Origin of the sequence: Halococcus sp. AFM35, assembly GCF_051195015.1 — an archaeon.
Taxonomy (GTDB): domain Archaea; phylum Halobacteriota; class Halobacteria; order Halobacteriales; family Halococcaceae; genus Halococcus.
Genome location: NZ_JBNTJU010000004.1, coordinates 55,596 through 79,282, shown reverse-complemented (window position 1 = coordinate 79,282; position 23,687 = coordinate 55,596). Strand labels below are relative to the sequence as shown.

The window sequence follows — 23,687 nt, the reverse complement described above, 5'->3', positions numbered from 1 at the left end:
CGGCGGCCGACGTGCCATACCGAGGTGCATAAGCCATCGAGCGTGAAACCCTTCCGGAAGAATGCGAACGCCAAACGTCGTCTGGATAACCCTCGAAAGCACCCGTGCCGACCACACCACGATGGGCGGATACGCACGCGACACGACGCCCAATCTCGACCGCATCGCCGGGGCGAGCCGTGGGCGCTCGTTCCGGAACTGCCACACACACGGTATCTGGACGCTCGCCTCCAGCGCCTCGATTCTCACCGGCACCGTGCCAACGCACCACGGCGCAGGCATGGAAAACGACGCCATCCCCGAGGCACTCGACACGGTGCCCGAGCGCCTCCACGACGTGGGCTACCGAACCGCCTGTCTCTCGCCGAACTCCCATCTGAGTTCAGGCACCGATTTGGATAGGGGCTTCGACGAGTTCACCTGGCTGAGCGCCGACACGCTGGTCGAGGAGGCCGGGCCGCGCATCCTCCTGAAATACCTGCGCAACTGCCGCCGGCACGGGCCCGGACTGACGACCGACACCAGAAAGCACGGCACGGGCTTCATCATGAACGAGATCGCCAAGCGCCGCATCGGCTCGTACGCCGGCGACGACGAGCCGTTCTTCCTCTATGCCCACTACGGCGACCCCCATCATCCCTACCACCCGCCGCGGCGCTTTCTCGAACCCTACGCCGACGACTTCGAGATGGACATGGACGAAGCGCTGGAGTTCGGCCAGTACCACCACGCCAACTTCCACCAGCTCATCGCCGACGGCTGTCCGTTCACCGACGACGAATGGGACGTCCTGCATGCGCTGTATGACGCCGAAATCGCCCACACCGACGAGCTGGTCGGCGACCTCTTCGCCCGCACCAGAGAACTCGACCTCGACAACACTGTGTTCGTCGTCACCGCCGACCACGGCGAACTGTTCGGCGAACAGGGGATGCTCGCCCATCTCGTCGTCGCCGACGACGCCGTGACCCATGTGCCCTGCGTCGTCCACGGTGCCGACGCACTGGTCGACCACGACGGCGAGACCGTCCAACACGCCGACCTGATGAGGACGCTGCTCGAAACCGCCGGCGCGGATACGGACGGAATGCAGGGCGTCGACCTGCGCGAGGAGACCCGCGAGCAGACCCTCACCCAGCGCGGCGCGAAGCGGACGCTGAAGAACTTGGAGCGCTTCGAGGAACTCAATTCCGACTTCGACCGGACACCGTACCACGCGGCGACGCTGCACGCGCTCCGCACCGCCGAGTTCAAATATCAACGAAGCGACGAGCGCGCCGAGTTGCTCGAACTGCCCGACGAGACCAGTGACGTTGCCGAGAAACACCCAGCGGTCGCCGAACGCCTCGACGACGAACTCGACGGAATCCTCGAAACCGACGGGCAGCCGGTCTCGCCGGAGGGCCGCGAAGGGGAGTTCACCGATGCGATGAAGGAACAGCTCGCCGATTTGGGCTATCTGGTCGACTGACGGGACTCACTCGGCCGGAACGATGTCGTGGTGTTCGTAGAACCGCCGTGCGCGCGGGTCGTCGAGCAGCGGTCCGTGGACTTGGAGCGAATCGACGTCCGTACAGCTGTTCGCCTCGATGACGGTGAACTCGCCCGTATCCGTGACGACGACGTCCCAGCCGATGTACGGTATCTGCGGGTAGTTCGCCGCCATCTCGACGATGCCATCGCGGATTGCCGACCAATTCGGGACTTTGACACCCGCAACCGGCGCACCGGTCTCGGGGTGGTCGTCGTGCCATTCGAGCCGTCCCGAATACGGAAAGTGGACGCAGCGGCTCAGCTCGCCGGATTCGAGGTCGACCGAAGCCGTGAGACCGCCTTTCGACCAGTTGTCGACCGGGGCCGAGCGCTCGGTGCCGATGCGCTGCATGGTGAAGGTGACGAACGGCTCGTCGGTCTTCGGGTCCCACATCGTGAGCACTCGCAGGGTGTTCGTTGCATCGGGATAGAGGTCGTCGGCATAAGAAGCCTGCTCGACGAACGCCGAGACGAGGTAGTCGTCGAGTGCCTCGACTCTCGCCTCGAACGATTCGCGGGAGTGCTCCTCGCCGTTGATGCGATAGCCGTCTTCGATGGCCGAACAGACCAGCACGCGACTGCCGGTCGTGCCGTGGGTCGGTTTCACGACGAGCCGCCCGCTCTCGTCGAGCTGTTCGCGGACGCGCTCGCCGACCTCGGTCGTCGGTTCCGCGTCGGGCGCGTCGACGGGCAGAAATCGGCCGCGCTTGAGGTAGCCGTACACCGCGGGGCGGCGCTCCTCGAACGGCTCCAGTAGTCGGTGGAAGTGGAGTTTGTTGTCGAGGGCGTCCTTCCAGTCGCCGTTGAGCGGCCGCGTCAGTTCGCGCTGATACTCGGAGACGTATCGGTGACGGCTCTCCTCGTCGAGGTCGTAGAGGATGTCGTCCCGACTCAGAAAGCCGTGCCGCCAGAGCCAGAGTCGCCGCCGGAGCGATAGTCGAGTCGGCTCCCCCGTCGCCTGTTCGCGGGCGACGAGGCGTTTCACCGGCCGGACCACCCGCCACATCGCCGTCTGTGAGCGGTCGTAGCTCTGCCAGTAAAGCCCGCTTATCGCCCGATAGAGGCGTTCGTTGACCATTTCGATACACAACACGCACGGACGGTAAATCCGTTTCCCATTCACTCCTCGTCGGGGATGTACCGCCGGATGAGTGGGATATCGACCCCGAGGCGGTCCTCGATGAGTTCGAGCGGAATCTCGTCTTCGGGCTGGAAACAGCCCGTCGCCGCACAGACCGCGAGCGTGGCAAGCCCCGCGACGATGGCGAACACCGGAATCGTGAGCAGGTTCAGTGTGAGGACCGTCGAGAGCGCGAGCGCCGGCGGAAAGAGCAGTAGGGGAAGGAGCACGTACATCTTGACCGTATAGCGCGAGAACGGCGAGATTCGGGCGACCCGATACAGAAAGGCGAAGGCGACCCAGTTGAGCGTCGCAAAGGACAGCGCCGAGGCTGCCGCCGCGCCGACGATACCGTAGGCCGGAATCAACAGGACGTTGAGCACGATGTTGGCGACCGCCGAGATGACGTTCACCGCGAGAATCGAGCGCGTGTAGCCCAATCCTGAAAGTGCGTTCTGGCAGTAGCCTGCCATTCCGCTGACGAAGAAGCCAGTCGAGAGGATGGCGAGCGTGGCCCCGACGCCCGGCTCAACGTACTCCGCACCGAAGACCGCGCCGACGACATCGGTCGGGAACGCGACGAACGTCAGAAAGACCGGAAAGCCCGCGAGGACGGTCCATTTGGCGGTGAGTTTGTGGACGCGGTCGAGTTCGCCGCGCCGCCCGCTCGCGTCGAAGCGGGAGGTCAGGGGAAGGTAGATGAAGCCAAACGACGAGAAGACCACGCCGAGACCGAGCGCGAGCGGGTAGGCGACGTCGTAGATGCCGACGCTCGCATTGGAGAGATAATAGCCGAGCATTATCGTGTCGATCTGTGAGAGCAGTTTCGTCACCGCTGCCGAGAACAGCAGGGGTAGCGAGAACCAGAGCAGTTGCCGCGGATGCGTCCGCACCGGGCCGCGCAGCGACATCAGTCGATTCAGAAAGTAGTGGATGGCGAGAAAGCCGACCGCGCCGGCGATAACGTAGGCGTAACCCGCCGCGAACACGCCGAGACCGGCGACAAGGAAGGCGACGAGCAGGCCGAGGCGCAGCCCGTTGTATAGGAGGTCACGCGAGTAGGTGCGATAGATGGTGTTCTCGAAGCCACGCACCCCGCCGACGCCGAGCTGTTGGCCGACGAGCATCGGGATGGCGAGGACGAACAGCGTGGCAAGCCGCGAGGCCGTGTCGTCGAAGAGGGTTCTCGTGACCCAGTCGAGACGGAAGAGAAGCAACGCCGTGACGACGAGCGTGATGATGCCCGAGAGGGCAATGCCGGTGAGCCACGTGCCGCGCCTGTCACGCTCGTCATCGAACCGCGAGACGAATCGGGGAATCCCTTGGTCGAAGCCGGCGATGCCAAGGGTGAGACCGAGGCTCATCACGGCGATGCCGAGGCTGACCTGTCCGTAGGAACCGGGCGGCAACAATCGCGCGATGATGACCCGCTCGACGAGTTTCGAGGAGGAGCCGAGCAGGCTGCCGACGAGCACGAGGCTCGCACTGGAAACCACTCCCGTGAGACCGGTCGGGTCATCGGCCATGTCCTCGCTGGTCGTCATCTATCAGCAATCACCGTCCTGCCGCCACCACACCATCCTCGCAGTGTGGATGGGCGGTCGATATCGACACTGGGTAGGGTCGGGCGGATTAACGCACCGATTCGGCATGCCGGACGACACGCGCTCAGAGTGCACCATAATGCTCGTAAAAGCGCCGGACGCGGGGGTCGTCGAGCAGCGGTTCGTGGACCTGAAAGACGCGGACGCCCGAGCAGTTGTTGCCCTCGATGACCGTGAACTCGCCTTCACTTGTGACCACGAGGTCCCAACCCACGTAAGGAATCTGCGAACAGCCCGCTGCGATGTCGAGGATACCCTCCCGAATCGCCGGCCAGCCCGGTATCGCGACGCCGGCAATCGGCGCGCCCGTGTCGGGATGGTCGGTGTGGCGCTCGCGGTGGCCGTCGTAGGGATACTGGACGGCGCTGCCGAGGTCGCCGGACGCATTAACGTCGGCGGAGAGACCACCGCGCGACCAGTTGTCGAGCGGTGCCGAGCGCTCGGTCCCGATGCGGTGGGCAGCCGCCGCGACGAACGGTTCACCAGTATCCGGGTCGACCATCGTGAGCACTCTGAGGGTGTTCGGCGAGTCGGGATAGAGCGCGCTCGCGTACGGGGCCTGCTCGACGAATTCGGATACCAGATAATCGTCGAGGTCCGGAATCAGCGCGGCGAACTCCTCCTCTGAATGGTGCTCGCCGTTGACGCGATAGCCCTCCTCGGTGGCCTCACACATCAGGATGCGTTTGCCGATGGTGCCGTAGGTCGGTTTCAGAACGAGTCTGTGGTGTTCGTCGAGCAGCGCCACGACGCGGTCGGCCGCATCGGCACCGCTCGTGGCCGTTCCCTCGCTATCGACGGGCGTGTAGCGGCCATCCATCAGGTGGGCGTGAACCGTCGAGCGGCGCTCGGGAAACCCATCGAGGAGGTGATGAAAGAGGAGTTTGTTTTCGAGTGCCTCGCCCCAGCGGCCGTTGATTCGTTGAGTCAGGTCGCGCTGATAGGAGGAGAGATACCGATGGTAGTTGTCTTTCGTGATGCCATCCTCACCGTAGAGCACGTCGGCTTGACTCAAGAACCCGTGTCGCCAGAGCCAGAGCCGTCGGCGAAGCGGCATGCGAAAGCGCGCGATGGCGGGGGCTTCCTCGTGGACGAGCAGCCGGAGGGCGGCACCGGGACCGCGCTCGACGAGCCACCGCGAAACGCCGTACGCGCCCCAGTAGAGGTCGCTCAGCGCGCCGTAGAGCCGTTCGTTGAGCATTTCTCGAAGCGAGTACGGCCGGGGATTAATGCCGTTCGTTCTCGCCGTCGCATGCGTCGGTCAGTCCGCTTCGTGGCGGTTATCACGGCGGGCGATATAGCTCGCGTATGAACGGCGAGCGGGCCTACGGGCTGGCGAAGGCGGCGTATCGAGGGGTTACCGGCGAGTACGCGACTCGCGCATCGCGGACGCTTACCCAGTTCAAGCGCTTCGCCAAGAGCGAGGTCTCGACGTGGCGCTCGCCGGTCTCGATGTCGCTTCGCCGCCGCCTCTGGCTCTGGCGACACGGCTTTCTGAGTTCGGCAGACGTCTTATACGACCTTGAGAAGGACAATTACCGACGCTATCTCTCCTCCTACCAGCGCGAGCGGGCGGCATGGCTCAACGGCGAGCGCAGCACCGCTTTCGACAACAAACTGTTCTTCCACTGGATGACCGAGCCGTTCGACGACCAGCGTGTCGCGACCTACGGATTGCTCAGAGACGGCCGCTTTCACGACCTTCACACTCTGCGCTCGGATGAAGCCGATACCGGCTCGCACGGAACCGCCGACGCCGCCGCGTGGGTCGACGAACGCCTGCGCGAGGACGGTGCGCTGGTGTTGAAACCCGTCACCGGTGGCGGCGGCAAGGACGTCAGGCTCTGTTCGTACTCGGACGGGACCTATCGCGTCAATGGCGACGAGCACTCCGCCGAGGCGTTCCGCGAACTGGTCGCGGGTCTCGACGAGTACCTCGTCACCGAGCGGGTCGAACAGGCCGCCTACGCCGATGACCTCTACCCGGACGCGGCGAACACCCTCCGGGTGCTGACCATCTACGACGAGGAGGCCGACGAGCCGTATCTCGCCGGTGTCGTTCACCGCATCGGCACAGAGCGCTCCGCACCGCTCGATAATCTCGTGCGTGGCGGGCTGGTCGCCGACGTCGACCGCGACACTGGAGAACTCGGCGAGGCCGTCCGCTATCTCGGTGCCGAACAGCTCGTCCGGTATGCAAACCATCCCGACACGGGTACAGCGATTGCCGGCACCACGGTCCCGGGCTGGCCGGCGGTGCGCGAGCAACTCCTAGAGATGGCCGCGACCTTCTCGCACGCGCCCTACATCGGTTGGGATGTCATCGTCACCGACGAGGGCGAGTTCACGGTCATCGAGGGCAACAACTGCTCGGGCGTCCGCGTCTTTCAGGTCCACGAACCGCTGCTCGACGACTCCCGCGTCCGGCGCTTTTACGAGCGCCACGGAATCGTTCCGGCCGAGTGATCGAAAGCGGGTTCGGAGGGCTTTTCCGCCGTTTGGGCGATAGGGACTCCAATGTACGACCTCCGCCAGTTGCGGCGCGCGCTCGCCCAGCCGCGACTGCTCGTCCGCGAGTTGAACCGCCTCTATCACACCCGGCTGCATCGCCGCGCGTACAACCCCGACGGCGTCGACATCGTCGCCGAAGACTGGGACACCCTCATCATCCTTGACGCCTGCCGATACGACGCCTTCGCGGCTCGTTCGGACTTGCCCGGAACCCTCGAACGCCGGCGCTCGCGCGGGTCGATGACCGCCGAGTTCCTGAAGGCGAACTTCGACGGCCGCGAGCTGCACGACACGGTCTACGTGACCGCGACGCCGATGTTCTACTGGAACCGCAACCGCGGCGACGTCGACGCGACCTTCCACGCCGAGATCAACGTCTGGGACGAGGAGGGCTGGGACGACGAGTTCCATACCGTGCGCCCGGCAACGATGGTCGAGCGGGCCAAACGGGCTGTCGAGGAGTACCCGAACAAGCGGCTGCTCGTCCATTTCGTCCAGCCACATTTCCCGGCCATCGGCCCGACCGGCCGCGAACACCCCGAACTCAACAGCCTTCGAGTGTGGGACGCCATCGACAGCAACGAGTTGGACCTCCCCGACAGGGTGTATCGAAAGGCGTTCGTCGAGAACCTCGATGCGGTGCTCCCCCATGTGCGCGACCTCATGGAGACCATCGAGGGCAAGACCGTCATCACCGCCGACCACGGCCAGATGCTCGGCGAGCGCTCGTTTCCGATTCCCTTCCGCGAGTACGGCCATCCGACGGGCATCTACACCGACGAACTGCTCTCGGTGCCGTGGCTCACCCACCAGAACGGGCCGCGCCGGACGATTGTGGCCGAGGAACCGGAGACCCGCGAGCACGGTGACGAGACCGGTCCGTGGGACATGACCGTCGAAGAGGACGTCGTCACCGACCGCCTCGAAGACCTCGGCTATCTGGGCTGAGCGTTCGCTTCGGGTTCGAGACCGGTGCTATCGGCTCCCGTCGGTCAGGACAGGCGCTTTCGCAACCGCCGCCAGTTGTTCTTCGCCAGCAGCCGGGCGACGAATCGTGGATTTCGCTGCTGGAGGCTGTGTGGGTAGTACGGTCCCAACTCCTCGGGCTGGAACGGCTCGAACCCCTCGCCGAGTTTCCCGATGCCGGCGGCGAAGATCTCGGTTTGAAGCGAATACACCGCATCCCACACGTCGTCCAAGGTCGGCTGTGGCGGGAGGTCGTGGGACATGACCGCGACGATGCGTCCGCCGTCGATCTCCTCGGAGAGCTGCTGGAGGGTTATCGACGCGCTCGGGTCGTCGTTCATGAACGATATCTTGTGGCCCATGCCGCGATACTCACTGATGTCGCTCGTGTGGACGCTCAAGACGCCGTGTTCGGGTGCATCGAGTATCGCACCCTTGAGCAGACCGAAGCCGAAGCGAATCACCACGTCACAGGAGTCGCCGAGGTCGGCGGTCACGTCGTCGGGGAGCGTGTTCCACGGCCCGCCCGCCGAAACCGGCTCACAGTCTCGCATCCGTGCCCCGTCGAGACAGGAGACCTCGCCGACGGGTTTGGACTGGAGCCACTCCATCTGTCCGGTCTCGCCGAGCAGCCAGCCGAGTTTCTCGTCACCGTGGATGAACGCCTTCAGCCCGCTCTCGCGGACGACCTCGACGAACAGTCTGAGGTCGTTCAGCGAGACGTTCGTGCCCTCGTTCACCGCGTCGGCCCCCGCCGCGAGCGCCGACCCCTCGGTGACCGAGCCATCGACCACTACCTCCTCGATGGTCACCCCGTCGAGCGCGGCGACGTTTTCGAGCGCCCGCTCCTCGAACCGCGTGAGCATCGGGTTCGTCAGCACGCCGACGCGCATGCGTTCGGTCATGTGGATGCCTCCACTGGCGCGTCGGTGTACGTGTCGAAATCGGCTTCGTCGAACGTGGCGGGCGGAACCGTGAGGACAGCGCCGTTGTCGTCGGTCGTGTTGTAGGGGTTGATGAGCAAGCCGTGCTCCGGGTCACTCGCCAGAAACAGGTAGCCGTTCGAGGTCGGTACCATGTCGACGTGCTCGCCGACCGCGTCGCGGCGCTCGGTCGCGTAGAGTTCGTACCACTTCTCATACTCCGACGCCGAGGAGGCCGCGAGCACTCTGGCGACGCCATCGCAGGTGTTCCGCTCCAATCCCTCGGGGGCGGTGCTGTCGATTCTCCCCGTCGAGGTCGTCGAGACGACCAGCCAGTTCTCGTCCGGCCGGTCGAGCGTTGCGGCGTAGTATATCGGGCAGGCGGTCGTCGCCAGCGTCTCCAGCTCGGGGTCGGGGTCGTCGAGGCGCTCGCGCGGCAGACGGAGGACCTCCGCCCGCTCGGTGTATGAAGAGTCTTTCCCCCAGAAAATCGCTTCGGACGTGAACGCCAGCCCCACGGCGCGCCAGCGCTGGCTACCGCGCCCGACCGGTGCGAACCCGTCTTCGGAGAGCATTCCAATCGCGCTCTCGTCGTCGGTGTCGCCGGTCGTCGCCCAGAGGTGGTCGCTGTAGGGGTCGGCGAACAGCCCGTGGAAGTGGCGGACGTCGGAGCGCTCGACGAACGTCGACCACGTTCGCCCGCGGTCGTCGCTTGCGAGCACGCGGGCCGGGTCGTCGCCGAGCGGGTATTCGGCGAGATAGACGGTGCCGTGATGGTCACAGAGCGCCGTCGGGAGCACGCCCATCGGTCCCGACGAGGCCGCCAGTTCGCGCACGAGGTCCCACGAGCGCCCGCCATCGGCGGAGCGAAACAGCCACCGCGAGACGGTCGCAAGCAGGTGGTCGTCGCCGAGTGGCCAGACGTTCGCAGTCGTGTACAGCCCGGTTATCGGTCGCAGCAGCCGCTTCGGTAGTCGTCGATTCATCGCGTCGAAACGCAGCCGCTCGCCCCCGGATGCCGGGTTCGGCAGCGCCCCGAGCGTCAGAAACCCTTCGTCCGGGTCCCACGTCCCAACGTCGAGTCCGCGCGTGCCGTACGCCGTGCCATCGCGGACCCCGCCGAGTTTCATGTACGCCCGAAACGGGTCGGTAATATATAGCTCACGTCTCGGCGTCGCGACCGTTCACGGCGCGAAGCGTTCCCAACACCGATTGCCAGTCCTCGACAGCGCGCTCTGTCGAAAATCGGGCACAGACCGCCGGTGCAGCGGCCGAAAGGCGGTGATACAGTTCGTCGTCATCGAGACGCTGGAGCGCGCTCGCAAACGAAGCGGCGTCGCGCCCGTCGAGGACGATGCCGCTCTCGCCGTCGGTCACGGCATCGCGGACGTTGCCGACGTCGGGCACTACCGGAACCAGCCCGCACGCCATCGCTTCGAGCAGCGTCAGCGGCAGCGCGTCGCGCTCGGAGGTCAACACGAACGTTCGCGCACGGTGGTAGTAGTTCGCTGGCTCGTCGACCCAGCCGGGACGGTCGATATAGTCGTCGAGACCTAGTTCGTCGATACGGTCGTCGACCGCTCCGTCGAGCGGGCCGGTGCCGAGCATGGCCGCACGCGGCTGCTCGCCCCGCTCGACCAGCGCCGCCATCGTCCGCACGAACAGCAGCGGGTCCTTCTCGGCCGAGAACCGACCGACCCAGATGTAGTCGTAGTCGACTGAGGTCTCGGCCGGCGAGTAGGTCCCACGGTCGACGCCGTTGGCCAGAATCTCGATGCGCTCGCCGGGCACGCCGAGCGCTTCGAGCTGGTCCCTGTGTGCGGTTCCCGGCACCGTGATGGCGTCGAACTGGCGGAAGAGTGCGGCGGTGAGCGCATCGTAGCGGGCACGGGCATGCACGTCGAGGTCCACCCCGATGATGGCGAGGTGAGTCGGTAGCCCGCAGAGCCAGCCCACGGCGAGGGCAAAGCAGCCGTAGGGTACCAGCGAGATGGAGACGACGCCGTCGTAGTCGTTGCGCGCGCCCTCTGTGAGCGCAACGGCGAACAGCGAGAGCAGGTCGAGCGCGCGCAGCCCGGTCGTCGGCGCTTCCCGATAGGTGAGGGCGTCGACCCCGTCGTCAGCGACGAGGCAGACGACCGTGGTCTCGACGTGCTCGCCGAGCGGGCCGAGGTGTTCGGCCATCCGCCCAGTCTCGCTGACGCCGCCGGAAAAATCGCTGATGGCGAGATAGGACTCGGTCACTACCCGTGGTGTCAACAACGACGGTGATAAATCTTTCCGACGAGTCAGTCGAAACGCCGGCGGAGCCACGATTCGAGCGTCGTGACTCCCGAGAGCACGCCCGACATGTGGTTCGCCTCGCCCGCGAGATGCTCGCGCCGGAGGCGGCGTATCTCGTCGCCGTCGAGGAAGGGACGGTCACACGCACCCGAAAGCAGGTCGTCGAGATGCTCGCGCAGGCCGTCGTGTTCGCGATACCAGAGGTCCGGCAATCGCTGGCCGCCGTAGGTCGTCGCCGAACGAAGCCGCCCGAGCGAGGTCGTCGCCACGAACCCGGCGACGTGAACCGGATACGGCCGCTTGGGTGCCACCCCGGTGCGCTCGTAGCGCACCTCGGCCATGCCCTTCCCTGCCGCTCGCGTCAGCGCGAGCTTGGGTTTCGTCACGCCGTGGGGGACGTAGCCACCGGTGAGGGGAACCGTCCCCATCCGATACTCGGTGGGAAGGCGGGCGGCGTGCTGGATGAGGTCGCCGTGGACGATTGGCGCGCGCACGCCGGTCTTCGTCTGGGCGAGGCGCGTGCTCGCGTACTCGCCGCGCCCGTAGTGGTTGGCGAAGTGAGCGTCGAGAATTACCTTCTTTCGCTGTGTCTCGTCGCTCCACGTGACGGTTTCACGAAACGAATCGAGCGGGTCCACATCACAGGCCATGAGCGAGCGCACGCGCTCGCGGCTCACGCCGGCTTCGGTCCGATACAGCGAGTCGACCGCCGAATCACACCGCTCGACGTGGCGGCGGCGAACGTGATGGCCCATCAGTCCACCTTGGCCAGCACCTTCGAGCATCACGTCCGCGTTGGCCTCGGGCAAGTTATAGGTCGCCGACAGCGGTAACAGCGTCGCCCAGCCGACCATCCCATCGGTCCTGTCGATGGCGTCGTCGAGAATCGGCACGAACCGGTCGGGCGAGATTTCGACTTCGGAAAACCCCATGTCGAGGCGGTCGGCGATGTCGGCGGCGAGTTCGGGGTTGCCACCGCCGCGCGGGTTCGCGTCGTAGGTGTAGGCGCGAAAGGAATCGAAATCGTCGCTGTGGGAAGCGAGTTCGGCCGCCAGCGTCCGACTGTCCAGTCCTCCGGAGAGCCACACGCCGACATCGCCGTCCATCGTGGTCGCCGCGTCGGCCATCGCCTCGCCGAAGACGTCGGCGAGGTCGTCGATGTAGCCGTCGGTCGGCGCGCTCTCGTAGTCGGGTTTCCAGTAGCGCTCGATTGACGCTTCGCCGTTTTCGTAGTCGAGGACCGACGCGGGCGCGAGCGCGCGCACACCGTCGACGAGCGTCCGCTCGCCCCAGAGGTTCCCCATCATGAGGAGGTCGCTCACGCCCTGTTCGTCCAGTGCTGGGTCATCGAGTCCGGTGAGTAGCGCGGCCACCGACGAGCCGAAGGCGAGCCCGTTTTCGAGCGTGTAGTAACACGGCCGCGTACCGAGTTTGTCCGTCGCCAGCACGAACCGCTCGGCGTCGAAATCGACGCAGGCGAGTGCGAACGAACCATCCATCTCCCGGAGCGTCTCGTGAGGGGCGTCGAGGACGCGCTCGACGAGTCGTTCCGTGTCGATGTGTTCGCGACCGACCAACGCACCGTGGACGACACCCGCACGACCCTCACCCTCCCACGCGGCGCTGCCGAGCGGGTCGCGCTCGCCGTGATGGACGAGTCCGAGGCCCGACTCGTCCTGCTCGAAACGGTCGGTCTCGTACCACGGCTCGAACTGCATCGTCGCCGCCATCTCACCCAACGAGCCATCGGTGACCGTACCGCCGAGAACACCCGTCATTGTCGTGAGAAGCCGCGCACCGGGTATGGGTTTTGTGCTCCGCCGAGGCTACTGCGCTACACGCCCGTTCCCGGCGCGCTGGCGCACCGCCGAGGCGAGCGCGAAGCACATCCACGCCTGACTCCAGCGGATATAGGGGGTTTCGTCGTCGATGAAGCGCCCGCGCCGCCGATAGAAGTAGCCCGCATCGTCGAACAGTTCGTCGATGCTCCAGTCGAGGACCTGTGCGGCCATCTCGACGCTCTCGGGCCGGCCATCCCTGACGAACGTGCGAATCGACTGGGCGGCGGCGTGGGCGTCGTGGGGGTAGGACTGGTCGTGTTCGAACTTCGGCGCGCCGTCGGCCTCGAAGAGGTTCTCCCGATAGAAGTCGAGCCCGCGCTCGTAGGCCGCCTCGGTCCCCGGGACGTCGCCACCGGCATCGATGTACTCTCTGAGCGATTCGAGCACGAATCCCGTATGGAAGTTGTCGTGACTGATGTGCGAGCGGTCGGCCGGCATCGAGTAATGCCACGCGCCGCTTTCTTCCTGTGCGGAGAGGACGAACTTCACGAGGTCGTCCGCACGCTCCATCAACTCTTCTTCACCATTGGCAGCGGCAACCAGCGCGAACAGCCGCGCGGCCAGCGCGTTGACGTTGATGACCACGAACTCGTCGTCGGTGGTGTAGGTGTAGGCCTCGTGGCCGGCGACCTCCCGGGTGTTGATTTCGTTCCGGATGAACTCACAGGCCCCTTCGGCGACCGACAGCGAATCGTCGTCGCCGGTGAGGCGGTAATGGTGGACGAACGCCTGCGCACAGAAGACCGTCACGACCACCGAGGGACGGTAGGCCGGCAGGTAGAACTTCCGGGCGTTCTGCCAATCGAAGTTGTAACCCCAGCAGGGATAGTCGAACGACGGCGATTGATAGTCATGGAGCCACGCGAGCAGCCGCTCGGCTTCGGCCAAATCCGCCTCGTCGCCCGTCGCCTCGTAGCGATAGAGGTGTGCGAGCGCGAACAGCGCGATGCCCTTCGGGTTGCGCTCTGCGGGAATCGACAGCGCCGGCCGGAGGTTCACCGGCGAGAGGTTCACCGCGTGCGTCCATGCGAGTCGGGTGAACCAGTGTCGCTCGAACGGCTCCGCATACGGGCTATTCAGCCCATCGTAGGGGTCCCAGCCGGCGTACCCGCGCTTGCGCGCCCACGTCAACGCGCGCTCCAAGACGTTCGCCGGCGCGAAGGGGTTTGCCTCGCTCATCGCTCCTCACAGCACGATTGGATCAATTCGCTTGTGAGTTCAACGACCTCGTCGCGCACCGCGCGCGCCCGCTCGCGGCCGGGTGCGACGTCACGTTTGTCGAGTGCGACGATGTGTTCGATGATTTCTTGGGGGTTTCGAGAATGGAAGATGCGCCCGTCGGCGACGAGTTCCTGGTCGACTGATAGCAACGTATTCGGGAAGAACGACACTGCCGGCTTCTCCATGCAGGCGGCCTCCCGCGACATCGTCCCCGAGCCAGTGAGTACACAGCGGGCGTGCCACGCCAGTTGCAGCCCGTTGACCGCCCCGTCCGGCACGTATACCGCATCGGCGGAATACTCGTCGGCGTGCGCTTCGTCGCCGCGCCCGCGCGGGAGATAGACGACGCCGATGTCGCGTTCGACCGCCGCCGCGAGCAGGTCGGGAACGATGGAGTCGGCGTCGACGTACGCCGCCGTCAGCGCCTCCGGGCGGACGACGATGTATGCGCCGCTTGCGAAGGGCAGCTGGTCGGGAAAGTCGGGATTCGGCTCGAAGTTGGCGACGTAGACGTCTTCCTTGTACCCATCGTAGGTGTGTATCGAGCCGGCGTCCGCGCCCCAGCGGGTCAGTTCCTCGGTCGCGAACGCCCGCGGCACGACGTTGTGCGTCGCGGCGGCCTCGAAGCGATTGTACAGCTCTTCCACCCAGAGACCGTCGATGTGGGCGGTGATGTCGTTGTCGGTGAAGTGTATCGAGGGGATTCCCCTGACTTTGGAGGCGAGTACACACATCGCGTTGCGAGACGACAGCGACACGTCACAGTCGGGCGCTTCGAGGGCCAGCTGCGCCGTTCGAAGCGGAATCCCGGCTTTCCGGACGAGCGCGTTGTCGAAGTCCCGACCGACGACGCGGTGGGTGAAGCCCACCTCGCGGGCGAGCGAGACGGTCTCGGTCTTCTCTCGCACCGTGGTCGCCACCGAAACGCCGTCGAGGCGTTCGGCCAGTGCGGCGAAGAAGAAGGGGTGGGACGGACTTACGAGGTCTATCCACGCCCGCACCGGCCGCGTTCGCACGGCGGGCGTGCTTGCGGTGCTCTCCCCGCGCCCGCTCATAGCCGGACGACCCGCAGCCCGGCCGCCTCCCATGCGGCCACATCGAGTAGTCCCTTCGCATCGATAACGACCCTGCCGTCGAGCCGTGCCGCGACGTCGTTGGGGTCCAACTCTCGATACTCGTCGTGGTCGGTGGCGATGACGGCCGCGTCGGCTCCCGCGAGCGCTTCGTCGAGGGGCGCGAGCGCGAATCGCTGGTCGGTGACGTGCGGGTCGGTGAGGCGGACGTCGACGCCCGACTCGCTCGCTCCGGTGACTCCGGCCACCTGTGTCCGCGTCTGGAGGACTTCCGCGAGGCGCAGCCCCGGACTCTCGCGCGCGTCGGCGACGTTGCCCTTGTAGGCGACGCCGAGGATCGTTACCGACGCGTCCGCGAGCACGTCGAGATGCGAATCGAGGAGGTCGGTGACGTACTCGGCCATGCCGTCGTTGACCGCGCGGGCGCGCTCGATGAGGTCAAGTTTTTCCGAACCCTGTCCCAAAAACAGCGGGTCGATGGGGATGCAGTGCCCGCCGACACCGGGTCCCGGCTGGTGGAGGTTCACGCGCGGATGGTGGTTCGCAAGCGCGATGGCCTCCCGCGAGTCGAGGTCGTAATCGGCCGCTATCATCGCCAACTCGTTGGCAAGCGCGATGTTCACGTCCCGATAGGTGTTCTGGATGAGTTTGACGAACTCCGCGAGCGTCGGGTTCGCCGTCGTTCGGAGGTCGCCCTCGACGAACGAGCCGTAGAGCGCCGCCGCACGCTCGACCGACCGCTCGTCGATGCCGCCGACCGCGCGGTCGTTCGCACGCAGTTCCGCGATGACGCTTCCCGGAAGCACGGTTTCGGGCGAGTACGCCAGCGAGAACTCGCCGGCGGAGAATTCGGAGGTTTCGAGGATCGGCGCGACCGTCTCGACTGTCGTGCCCGGCGGCACCGTCGATTCGAGGATGACCGTGTCGTCCGCGCGGAGCACGCCCGCGACCGTCTCGGCGGCGCTCTCGACGTACGCGAGGTCCGCCCGCTCGCCGTCGAGCGGCGTCGGCACGCAAATGAGGTGGTAGTCGGCGGGCGGCACGTCGTGGGAGACCGACAGGTTTCCGGCCAGCGCATCCGTGACGAACTCGTCGAGACCCGGCTCGTCAACCGGAACGTCGCCGCGTTCGAGCCGGTCGAGCAATTCGTCGTCGACGTCGTAGCCGGTGACGTCGTGGCCGCTGTCGGCGAGCATCGCGGCCGTCGGCAGGCCAATGTAGCCGAGTCCGTGGACGCAGACCGAACTCATCCGCTCACCTCCCCGACCGACGTGGCGGAGCCGAGCCGCGCGATATCGAGGATGCGCTCGGCGCTCCGACCATCACCGAAGGGGTTCGCCCAGTCGTTCGGGTCGTCGAGCGCCTCGCGCGCACCGGCGACGATGCTCTCGGGGTCGACGCCGACGATACGGTTCGCGCCCACTGCGACCGTCTCGGGTCGCTCGGTGTTGTCCCGCAGCGTGACACAGGGTGTCCCGAGAATGCAGGTCTCCTCCTGAACACCTCCAGAATCGGTGCAGACCACCTTCGCTGTGCTTTCGAGCCGAAGGAAGTCGAGGAAGTCCTGTGAGTCGATGGGCGTGATTTCGTCGGGCATCCCGATACCGAACGCCGCGAGGCGGTCGTCGGCGCGCGGATGGACCGGATACACCACGTCGAGACCCGACTCGCGGGCGAACCGGGCCACGCCGTCGAGCAGGCTCTCGAATCGTTCGCGGTCATCGACGTTCTCGGCGCGATGGGCAGTCAACAGACAGAACTCGCCGGGTTCGAGACCGAGTTCGTCGAGAACGTCGCTCTTCTCGGCCGCGAGGTCGCGGTAGCCCGTGACCGCATCGACGATGGTGTTGCCCGTCACGTGGACGGACTCGTCGGGAACGCCCTCCTCACGGAGATAGCCCGCGGCCTGGTCGGTCGGCGCGAAGCGGTAGTCGGCGGCGTGGTCGGCGAGGACGCGATTCACCTCTTCGGGCATACTCCTGTCGAAACTCCGCAGGCCGGCCTCAACGTGACCCACCGCACAGTCGAGTTTGCTCGCCGCGATGGCCCCCGCGAGCACGGAGTTCGTATCGCCCTGGACGAGCACCAGTTCGGGCCGCTCGTCGAGCAGGACCGCCTCGATTGCGGGAATCATCGTGCCGGTCTGTTCGCTCTGGGAGCCGGAGCCGACGCCGAGGTTGTGGTCGGGCGCGGGCAGTTCGAGCTGGTCGAAAAACACCGTGTCCAACTCCTCGGAGTAGTGCTGGCCGGTGTGGACGACGCTGTAGGCGATATCTCGTTCCTCGCAGGCGTCGATGACGGGTGCGAGCTTGATGATCTCCGGGCGCGTGCCGAGCACGATGGTCACGGCCGTCCCGTCGGTCATCGGTCCGGCCCCCCGATGTCCGAGCACGGCGAACCACCGGTCATCGAGGCGTCGCTCACAGCACCGCCCCTGTGTGTCGTATGGTCCGTCCGGAAAGCGGCGGCATCATTACCCCTCCTTCACCAGCAAGCTTATCAAACCTGTCGAAACCGACTGGCGTCGTTCACGACGGACCGAAACTATCCAGTCGGTCAGCGAGGGGTCGCACTCGCCGCACGCTGGTCGAGATACGTCGCCAGCGCGTACGCCATCCACGCCTCACACCACCGCATCAGCGTGACGCGCTTGGTGAAAAGCCGCTCCTGGCGGAAGCGGAACTTCCCGTTGCCGGCGTACAGCGCCCCGAGTACCCAGTCGATGACGCGCTCGGCGGCGGCGAACTCGCCGGCACGGCTGAAGACGATGATGCCCTGGGCGGCGGCGTGGATGTCACGGGGATACCCGTTCGATTCGTCCCAGTTCGGCGCGCCGTCCGCTTCGAAGAGGTCCCCCCGATAGAACGCGAGCGCGTCGTCGAGCACGTCCGCATACCGCTCCGAACCAGTGAGTTCGCGGTGGCGCAGCAGCGACTCGATAACGAACCCGTTGTGATGGCTGTCCATCGAGAGATGCGACGCCGACGGTGGGTCGCGGTACATCCACCCGCCTTCGGGTTGCTGGCGCGAGACCACGTAATCCAGCAGTTTCTCGCCGCGCTCGCGGTGGTCGCCGCCGAAGCGCGCGCCGAGTTCGAGCAGCGTCACGCCACCGAGGGCGACCGCATTGAGCGTGTAGTGCTCGTTCGACCACGTCGGCACGTACTTCATCCGCGCACCCTCCTCGATTTCCTCGTAGTCCAAGTCCTCGTCGATGAAGTCCGCGACCGAGCGAACAGTCTCGGAGTAATCCGCTTCACCCGTGTCGAGACCAGCGTCGTGGGCCGCGAGCAGCGCCCGCACCGCGTACGACGTCGAGACCATATCGGGCCAGGAGGGCAGCCCCTTCTTGTCCAGATGCTGGATTTCGTGGCGGTGTGCGCCACAGAAGCCCGCATAGCCCGGCGTGCGCTCTTCGACGAGCCACTCGGCGAGGGCGCGCGCCTCGCGCTCGTAGTCGACGCCCGTGACCTCGCCGAGACCCAGTTCGTGGGCCGTGAGGTTCGCCATCGTGAAGAGGGCAGTTCCCTTGTAGTTGCGGCGCTGTTCGACCAAAAACAGGGGCCGTACGTTGACCGGTGCGCGCTTGATGGTCTCCTGGACCGCGATGTTCAGCCACTTGTTCTCGACGGGCAGCGCCTGCAACAGCCGGCTGCTCATCCCGTCGCCGTAGTCCCAGCCGGTGTAGTCGCGCTCGCGGGCGTACCGCAGCGTCTTTTCGAGCACTTCGCCCGTGAGTCCCGTCGGTCGGAGCTGCGATGCTGTCATCCCGTGAGCGAACTCGGTCGAGACAAATCCGTTCGTCGGAATCGAAGCGACGAGTGGGTTACTCGCGCCGTGTTGCGAGCAGCGCCGCGCCGAGCAGCGCGACCACCGCCACGGCGATACCGAAGCCGGGACCGCTCGAACTACTGTCACCGGAGCCGCTTCCGTTCCCGGAGCCGTTGCCGCTCGCGCCGCTCTCGTTACCGGCGCTCGCGTTCGTGCCACCGGTCGCGTTGGAGCCACTGCCGCCGCTCTCGTTGCTACCGCCGGTCGCGGCGGTCGTCTCGGTGAACTGCTGGCCGGTGATGTAGATGCTGTCGTCCTGTGCGCTGGTCGTGCTGTCGTTGTCGAGACCGACCACCGAGCCGTCGTCGATACGCGTGATGACGTACTGGCCCTGCTGTAGTCCTTCGGTGTCAATGACCGCCGAACCGTTCGCGGCGGTCTCGAACTGCGTCACGGTGGCACCGGCGCTGCCGTTTTCGACCGTCCGGAGTTGGTAGCCCGTGTTCGGCTCTCCCTGTCCGAAGTACAGCCGCGCGCCCTGGTCGTACTCGCTGCCGGCCGTGACGATTCCGTCGGCGTCCACAGTCCTGACGAACCCGGTCGCGTTGACGGGGTTGCCGTTGTTCGTCACGACCGCGTCCGCGCTCGGGTCGAGCGTGCCGTTCAGCCGCTCGGATTGGGTGCCACCGCTCGTCTCGTAGAAGGCGACCGCCATGAGTCGCTGGCTCTCTTCGACGTTGCCGTTGAGATTCACGGTATAATTGCGCTGGTCGTACAGCGCGACGATGGGCTGGCTACTGCCGACCAGCTCGCCACGCGAGCCGTTCTCGGCCACCGTGAACACGCCGACGTAGCCCGCGTTCGGGATGACGCCGGAGACGTTCACCGACTGGTTCGCGCTGAACTGCGAGGCGCTCTGATTCGGGAACGAGAGCGAGCCGCTCGCCACCCGATAGTCGACCGTCACCGGCCCGTCGGTCGTGCCCGAGGGCGTCGTCGCCGACACGCCGATGGTGTAGGTGCCGTCGGTCGAGGGCGTCGTCACGTTGCCGATGTCGGCGATGATGCGGGTACCGGCCCCGACCGACACCGGCTGCTGGAAGGTCAGCGTGACCTGTCCGTTCCCCGTCGTCGAGACGTTGGCCGGGTCGACCGTCCGCTGGGTGCTCTCGCCGACGATGCTGACCGTCACCGACCCGGTGGTGACGTTCCCGACGCTCCCGTCGAAGCCGCCACTGGCACCGAAATCGAGCGTCATCGACTGCATCCCGTTCTGCGTGATGGCGTCGCTGCGCTGGGCGACGACCGAGACGGGAAATTCCTGAACGGTCGTGCCCGGCGAGTGGGGGTAGGGCGCGGCCGTGTCCGCATCGAGCGCCGCCGCCGTCCCGCCGAGGGCGACCCCGCCAGCGACCGCCGAAACGACCACTGCGATGGTCATGAATGCGCTGCGTCGTGCCGTCGTCATGGTTGTGTACTCCTCATTGTGTGGGTTTCGGGTGCCACTCGTGACGATTCGGTATCGTCACCCGATGGCTCCCGTGGTGATGGTTCCGTCAACCCCACCGTACTCATTTCTATCGGTTCGTGGCGACATGTCGGCGACCCAAATTTCGGTATCGAATACCGTAGTCGGCAACCGTCGAATCGAATATAACCGCGAGCAGCCGTTTCAGCGTCGCGTTGCGAGCAACGCCGCGCCGAGCAGTGCGACCACCGCCACGGCGATACCGAAGCCGGGGCCGCCGGAGTTGCTGGTGCCGTTGCCGCCGGAGCCGCTGGCGTTCCCGTCGTTCCCGGCTGCGGTGTCCGCGCCACCGGTCGCCGCCGTTCCCTCGCCGTCGGTTGCGGCGTCGGTCGCCGCGTCCGTGTCGCTGGCTTGGGTCGTGGCCTGTGTCGTCACCTGCTGGCCGGTAATGAAGATGCTGTCGTCCTGCGGGCCGGTCGTGCTGTCGTTGTCGAGGCTTACGAGCGAGCCGTCACTGACCCGCGTGACGGCGTATTGGCCCTCCGAGAGGTCGCTCGTGTCGAGGATGAGCGTGCCATTGGTAGCGGTCTCGAACTGCGTCGCGGCGGGACCGAGTTCGCTCCCGTTGACCGAACGTAGCTGATAGCCCGTGGCCGGCTCGCCCTGTGGGAAGTACAGCCGCGCGCCTTGGTCGTACTCGCCGCCGGCCTCGATGCGCCCGTCGACGTCGAGCGTCGAGACGTAGCCGGTCGCGTTCACGAGTTGGCCGTTGACTCTGAGCGGCTGGTCCTCGGTCGGGTCGAAGGACTCCTCGGCCCGAAGCGCGGCCGAGCGTCCCGACGTCTCGGTGTAGGCGACCGCCATGAGCTGCTGGCTCTCGGAGACGTTGCCGCCCACGTCGATGCTGTAGTTCTGCGCCGACGAGGACGTCGAGACGTTCGTCGCGCCGACGAGTTGGCCCGGCGAGCCGTTCGGTGCCGTGGTGTACAGCCCGACGTAGCCGCCGCCGGGCACTGCCGCCGAGACGTTTATGGTCTGCCGGTCGCTGAACTGCGAGAGGCTCTGATTGGCCATCGAGAGTTCCACCGGACTCACCGAATAGGAGACCGACGCCGGCCCGTCGGTGGTTCCCGAGGGGTCGCTGAGCGTACCGTTTATCTGATAATTCCCCGGCCGACTCGGGGTCGTGAAGTTCTCGAATTTCACCGCGACCTCCGCGCCGGTGTTCGGGCTGTTGGAGGCGAATCGCGGCCGTACCGGCCGCGGAAGGGTGATCTGTAATCGGTTGCCGCCAGCGCTCGACGAGACGCTGATGTTCGAGATTTCGGTGATGTCGCTGCCGCCCTCGGCGATCTCGATGCGTTTGCCGCCGCGGATCGCGATGAAGACGTCGTCGTCGGTGACGTTTTCGAAACTCCCGGCCGACGTCGAGAGCGTTATCCGCTTGATACCGTTTTGTGCGACGGCGTCACCGGGCCGGGCGACGACGACGGCCGTGCCGAGCGCGTCGGTCCCCGGTGCGGAGGGATACATCGAACCCGCACCGGAGTCGAGTGCCGCCGCCGTCCCGCCGAGGGCGATGCCACCGATGGCCGCCGAGAACAGTACCACCAGAACCACTCCTGCAGTCTGTATCGTTCGTGTCATAATCTATTGCTGACAGCGTGTCCGAGCGTATCGGATGAACCAGTGCGGGCCGGTCGTATATGACTAACGACTTCCGCCGAGGACCACCGACCGTCGAAAACGCGCCGTTCGACCGGTGGAGTGGCCCACGAAATCGACGAAGGCGAGTGTGAAAGAAAGCGGCGAGCGGGGCGGAGCGACGACACGAGCCAAACCGGCGGGAGTGGTCGGACCGACGTGTTTAGGAGCATCGAGTTCCTCGCCGCACACAAGACTGAATGAACTATCTCTTTTTCACGAACACTCCTGCACACGTCCACCTCTACAAACACGCCGTCGCAACACTCGACGAGCGCGGTCACGACGTGTTGATTCTCGCCCGTGATTACGGCTGTACGCGGGAGTTGCTCGACTACCACGACCTCCCCTATCGGCTGTACGGCCGGCTGGCGACCGAAAAGCGCTCGCTTCTGTATCAGCTTCCTCGCCACTACCTCTCCATCATCAGACAGACGCGACGATACTCGCCCGACCGCATCTTCGGGATGGGCGCGTACGCGGCCCACGCCGGCGCGCTCTCGCGCACGCCGGTGACGCTGATCCTCGACTCCGAACCCACATCGCTCGACCACGCCGTCTCGCGGCCCTTCGCCGACGCCATCCTCACGCCCGACGCCTTCGGCAAGAATTTGGGGCCGAATCACTACCGCTTTCGGGGCTTCAAGGAGTGTGCGTACCTCCATCCCGACGTGTTCACGCCCCGCGAGGACATCCGCGAACAGCTCGGCGTCGGCCCGAACGAGAAGTACGTCATCTGCCGGTTCAACGCCTTCGGCTCCCATCACGACGTCAGCCACTCGGGCATCGGTCCCGCCGAGCGGCGCAGGCTCATCGAACGCCTCGCCGACGACGCGACCGTGTTCGTCTCCGACGAGAGCGGGAACATGAACTTCGGGGACATCGACGCCCGACCGTTCGACCTCCACCCCGGACTATTGCACGACGCACTCAGCGAGGCGCATCTGCTGGTCGCCGACACGCAGACGATGGTCACCGAGGCCGCATTGTTGGGAACGCCCGCCATCCGGTCGAACTCCTTCGTCGGCGAGGCGGACATGGGCAACTTCATCGAACTCGAAAACGAGGGACTGATATTCAACATCGCCTCCTTCGAGGCGGCCATCGAGCGCGCGGAATCGCTGCTCGATGAGGATGGTCTCGTGGGGGAATGGACCGAAAAGCGCGACGCGTTCATCGCCGACAAGGTGAACCTCACCGATGTCATCGTCGAGCTCGCCACCAGTCCCGGCGGGGCCGCTGCGGTCGATGGTCTTTCACAGGGGGAGCCGCCACGACGCCCCGACCCGCCGACGCCGGAGCGTTAGGGGAATCTCACCGGGTGAACGAGTGGTTTTGGGTAGTCATCACTCGATATTCAGATAATACCAGTACTTTCAACTCCACATTATGATGTACTGTATTTGTTCAATGTAGAGCCGCTGACGACTGTGCTCAGTCCAATCAATGAAAGAACTCCGCCGTAAACAACCCAGCGTGAGACCATGCAATAACGACAATCAGTGTATAGGACGATTGTAAACCCTCTCACACCTATTCCTCTGAATCTCGGGTCAGCGTTTCCAGCACATGCTGTTAACGTACAGGCGGGAGTGATACCAGTGATTAGTCCCTGTACTATGAGTATGATTCCTAATCCGAGAATAGCAAGGCCACATAAGATCAAAGT

General features: G+C 65.6%; 18 protein-coding genes. 4 read left to right on the top strand and 14 right to left on the bottom strand.

The window, feature by feature from the left end; all coding sequences use genetic code 11:
- Positions 1-61 precede the first annotated feature (61 nt).
- On the top strand, positions 62-1,471 hold the full coding sequence (locus tag ACQUQO_RS04560; protein WP_435076773.1) for a sulfatase: 1,410 nt from the start codon (positions 62-64) through the stop codon (positions 1,469-1,471).
- 6 nt (positions 1,472-1,477) lie between these two features.
- Here the strand turns inward: ACQUQO_RS04560 and ACQUQO_RS04555 are convergent, their stop codons facing one another.
- The 3 genes from ACQUQO_RS04555 to ACQUQO_RS04545 form a co-directional block, all read right to left on the bottom strand.
- Positions 1,478-2,611 carry a sugar-transfer associated ATP-grasp domain-containing protein gene (locus tag ACQUQO_RS04555; RefSeq protein WP_435076772.1) on the bottom strand — a complete coding sequence of 378 codons (1,134 nt, stop codon included), beginning with the start codon at positions 2,609-2,611 and terminating at the stop codon, positions 1,478-1,480.
- A gap of 41 nt (positions 2,612-2,652) precedes the next feature.
- Positions 2,653-4,197, bottom strand: a complete 1,545-nt coding sequence (locus tag ACQUQO_RS04550) for an oligosaccharide flippase family protein (protein WP_435076771.1) — start codon at positions 4,195-4,197, stop codon at positions 2,653-2,655.
- Positions 4,198-4,321: 124 nt separating this feature from the next.
- Positions 4,322-5,458, bottom strand: coding sequence for a sugar-transfer associated ATP-grasp domain-containing protein (locus ACQUQO_RS04545; RefSeq protein WP_435076770.1), 1,137 nt, complete (start codon positions 5,456-5,458; stop codon positions 4,322-4,324).
- 107 nt (positions 5,459-5,565) lie between these two features.
- Here ACQUQO_RS04545 and ACQUQO_RS04540 point away from each other — a divergent pair, with 107 nt between their 5' ends.
- Positions 5,566-6,723 carry a sugar-transfer associated ATP-grasp domain-containing protein gene (locus ACQUQO_RS04540; protein WP_435076769.1) on the top strand — a complete coding sequence of 386 codons (1,158 nt, stop codon included), beginning with the start codon at positions 5,566-5,568 and terminating at the stop codon, positions 6,721-6,723.
- Positions 6,724-6,774: 51 nt separating this feature from the next.
- Entirely contained in the window at positions 6,775-7,716 is a 942-nt protein-coding gene (locus tag ACQUQO_RS04535) for a hypothetical protein (protein WP_435076768.1), read from the top strand.
- Positions 7,717-7,760: 44 nt separating this feature from the next.
- Here ACQUQO_RS04535 and ACQUQO_RS04530 read toward each other — a convergent pair whose 3' ends face one another.
- The 11 genes from ACQUQO_RS04530 to ACQUQO_RS04480 form a co-directional block, all read right to left on the bottom strand.
- Positions 7,761-8,639 (bottom strand): formyltransferase family protein, encoded by an 879-nt coding sequence (locus tag ACQUQO_RS04530; RefSeq protein WP_435076767.1) that lies wholly within the window; start codon positions 8,637-8,639, stop codon positions 7,761-7,763.
- Entirely contained in the window at positions 8,636-9,787 is a 1,152-nt protein-coding gene (locus ACQUQO_RS04525; RefSeq protein ID WP_435076766.1) for a WD40/YVTN/BNR-like repeat-containing protein, read from the bottom strand. Before ACQUQO_RS04525 ends, ACQUQO_RS04530 begins: the two co-directional genes overlap by 4 nt.
- Before the next feature lie 31 nt (positions 9,788-9,818).
- On the bottom strand, positions 9,819-10,901 hold the full coding sequence (locus tag ACQUQO_RS04520) for a glycosyltransferase family 4 protein (RefSeq protein WP_435076765.1): 1,083 nt from the start codon (positions 10,899-10,901) through the stop codon (positions 9,819-9,821).
- Positions 10,902-10,945: 44 nt separating this feature from the next.
- Positions 10,946-12,718 carry an asparagine synthase-related protein gene (locus ACQUQO_RS04515; protein ID WP_435076764.1) on the bottom strand — a complete coding sequence of 591 codons (1,773 nt, stop codon included), beginning with the start codon at positions 12,716-12,718 and terminating at the stop codon, positions 10,946-10,948.
- A gap of 48 nt (positions 12,719-12,766) precedes the next feature.
- Positions 12,767-13,960 (bottom strand): hypothetical protein, encoded by a 1,194-nt coding sequence (locus ACQUQO_RS04510; protein WP_435076763.1) that lies wholly within the window; start codon positions 13,958-13,960, stop codon positions 12,767-12,769.
- Positions 13,957-15,057 carry a DUF354 domain-containing protein gene (locus ACQUQO_RS04505; RefSeq protein WP_435076762.1) on the bottom strand — a complete coding sequence of 367 codons (1,101 nt, stop codon included), beginning with the start codon at positions 15,055-15,057 and terminating at the stop codon, positions 13,957-13,959. The genes ACQUQO_RS04510 and ACQUQO_RS04505 overlap by 4 nt, the downstream gene beginning before the upstream one ends.
- On the bottom strand, positions 15,054-16,325 hold the full coding sequence (locus tag ACQUQO_RS04500; RefSeq protein WP_435076761.1) for a nucleotide sugar dehydrogenase: 1,272 nt from the start codon (positions 16,323-16,325) through the stop codon (positions 15,054-15,056). Before ACQUQO_RS04500 ends, ACQUQO_RS04505 begins: the two co-directional genes overlap by 4 nt.
- On the bottom strand, positions 16,322-17,440 hold the full coding sequence (gene wecB / locus ACQUQO_RS04495) for a non-hydrolyzing UDP-N-acetylglucosamine 2-epimerase (protein WP_435076760.1): 1,119 nt from the start codon (positions 17,438-17,440) through the stop codon (positions 16,322-16,324). Before wecB ends, ACQUQO_RS04500 begins: the two co-directional genes overlap by 4 nt.
- Positions 17,441-17,631: 191 nt before the next feature.
- On the bottom strand, positions 17,632-18,843 hold the full coding sequence (locus ACQUQO_RS04490; RefSeq protein ID WP_435076759.1) for an antibiotic ABC transporter permease: 1,212 nt from the start codon (positions 18,841-18,843) through the stop codon (positions 17,632-17,634).
- A gap of 58 nt (positions 18,844-18,901) precedes the next feature.
- The gene (locus ACQUQO_RS04485; protein ID WP_435076758.1) at positions 18,902-20,287 is read right to left on the bottom strand and encodes a PGF-CTERM sorting domain-containing protein; all 1,386 of its coding nucleotides are present in this window, start codon (positions 20,285-20,287) and stop codon (positions 18,902-18,904) included.
- A 231-nt stretch (positions 20,288-20,518) separates the two neighbouring features.
- Positions 20,519-21,925 carry a PGF-CTERM sorting domain-containing protein gene (locus ACQUQO_RS04480; protein WP_435076757.1) on the bottom strand — a complete coding sequence of 469 codons (1,407 nt, stop codon included), beginning with the start codon at positions 21,923-21,925 and terminating at the stop codon, positions 20,519-20,521.
- Positions 21,926-22,218: 293 nt separating this feature from the next.
- Here ACQUQO_RS04480 and ACQUQO_RS04475 point away from each other — a divergent pair, with 293 nt between their 5' ends.
- Positions 22,219-23,325 (top strand): DUF354 domain-containing protein, encoded by a 1,107-nt coding sequence (locus tag ACQUQO_RS04475; RefSeq protein ID WP_435076756.1) that lies wholly within the window; start codon positions 22,219-22,221, stop codon positions 23,323-23,325.
- Positions 23,326-23,687: the final 362 nt, after the last annotated feature.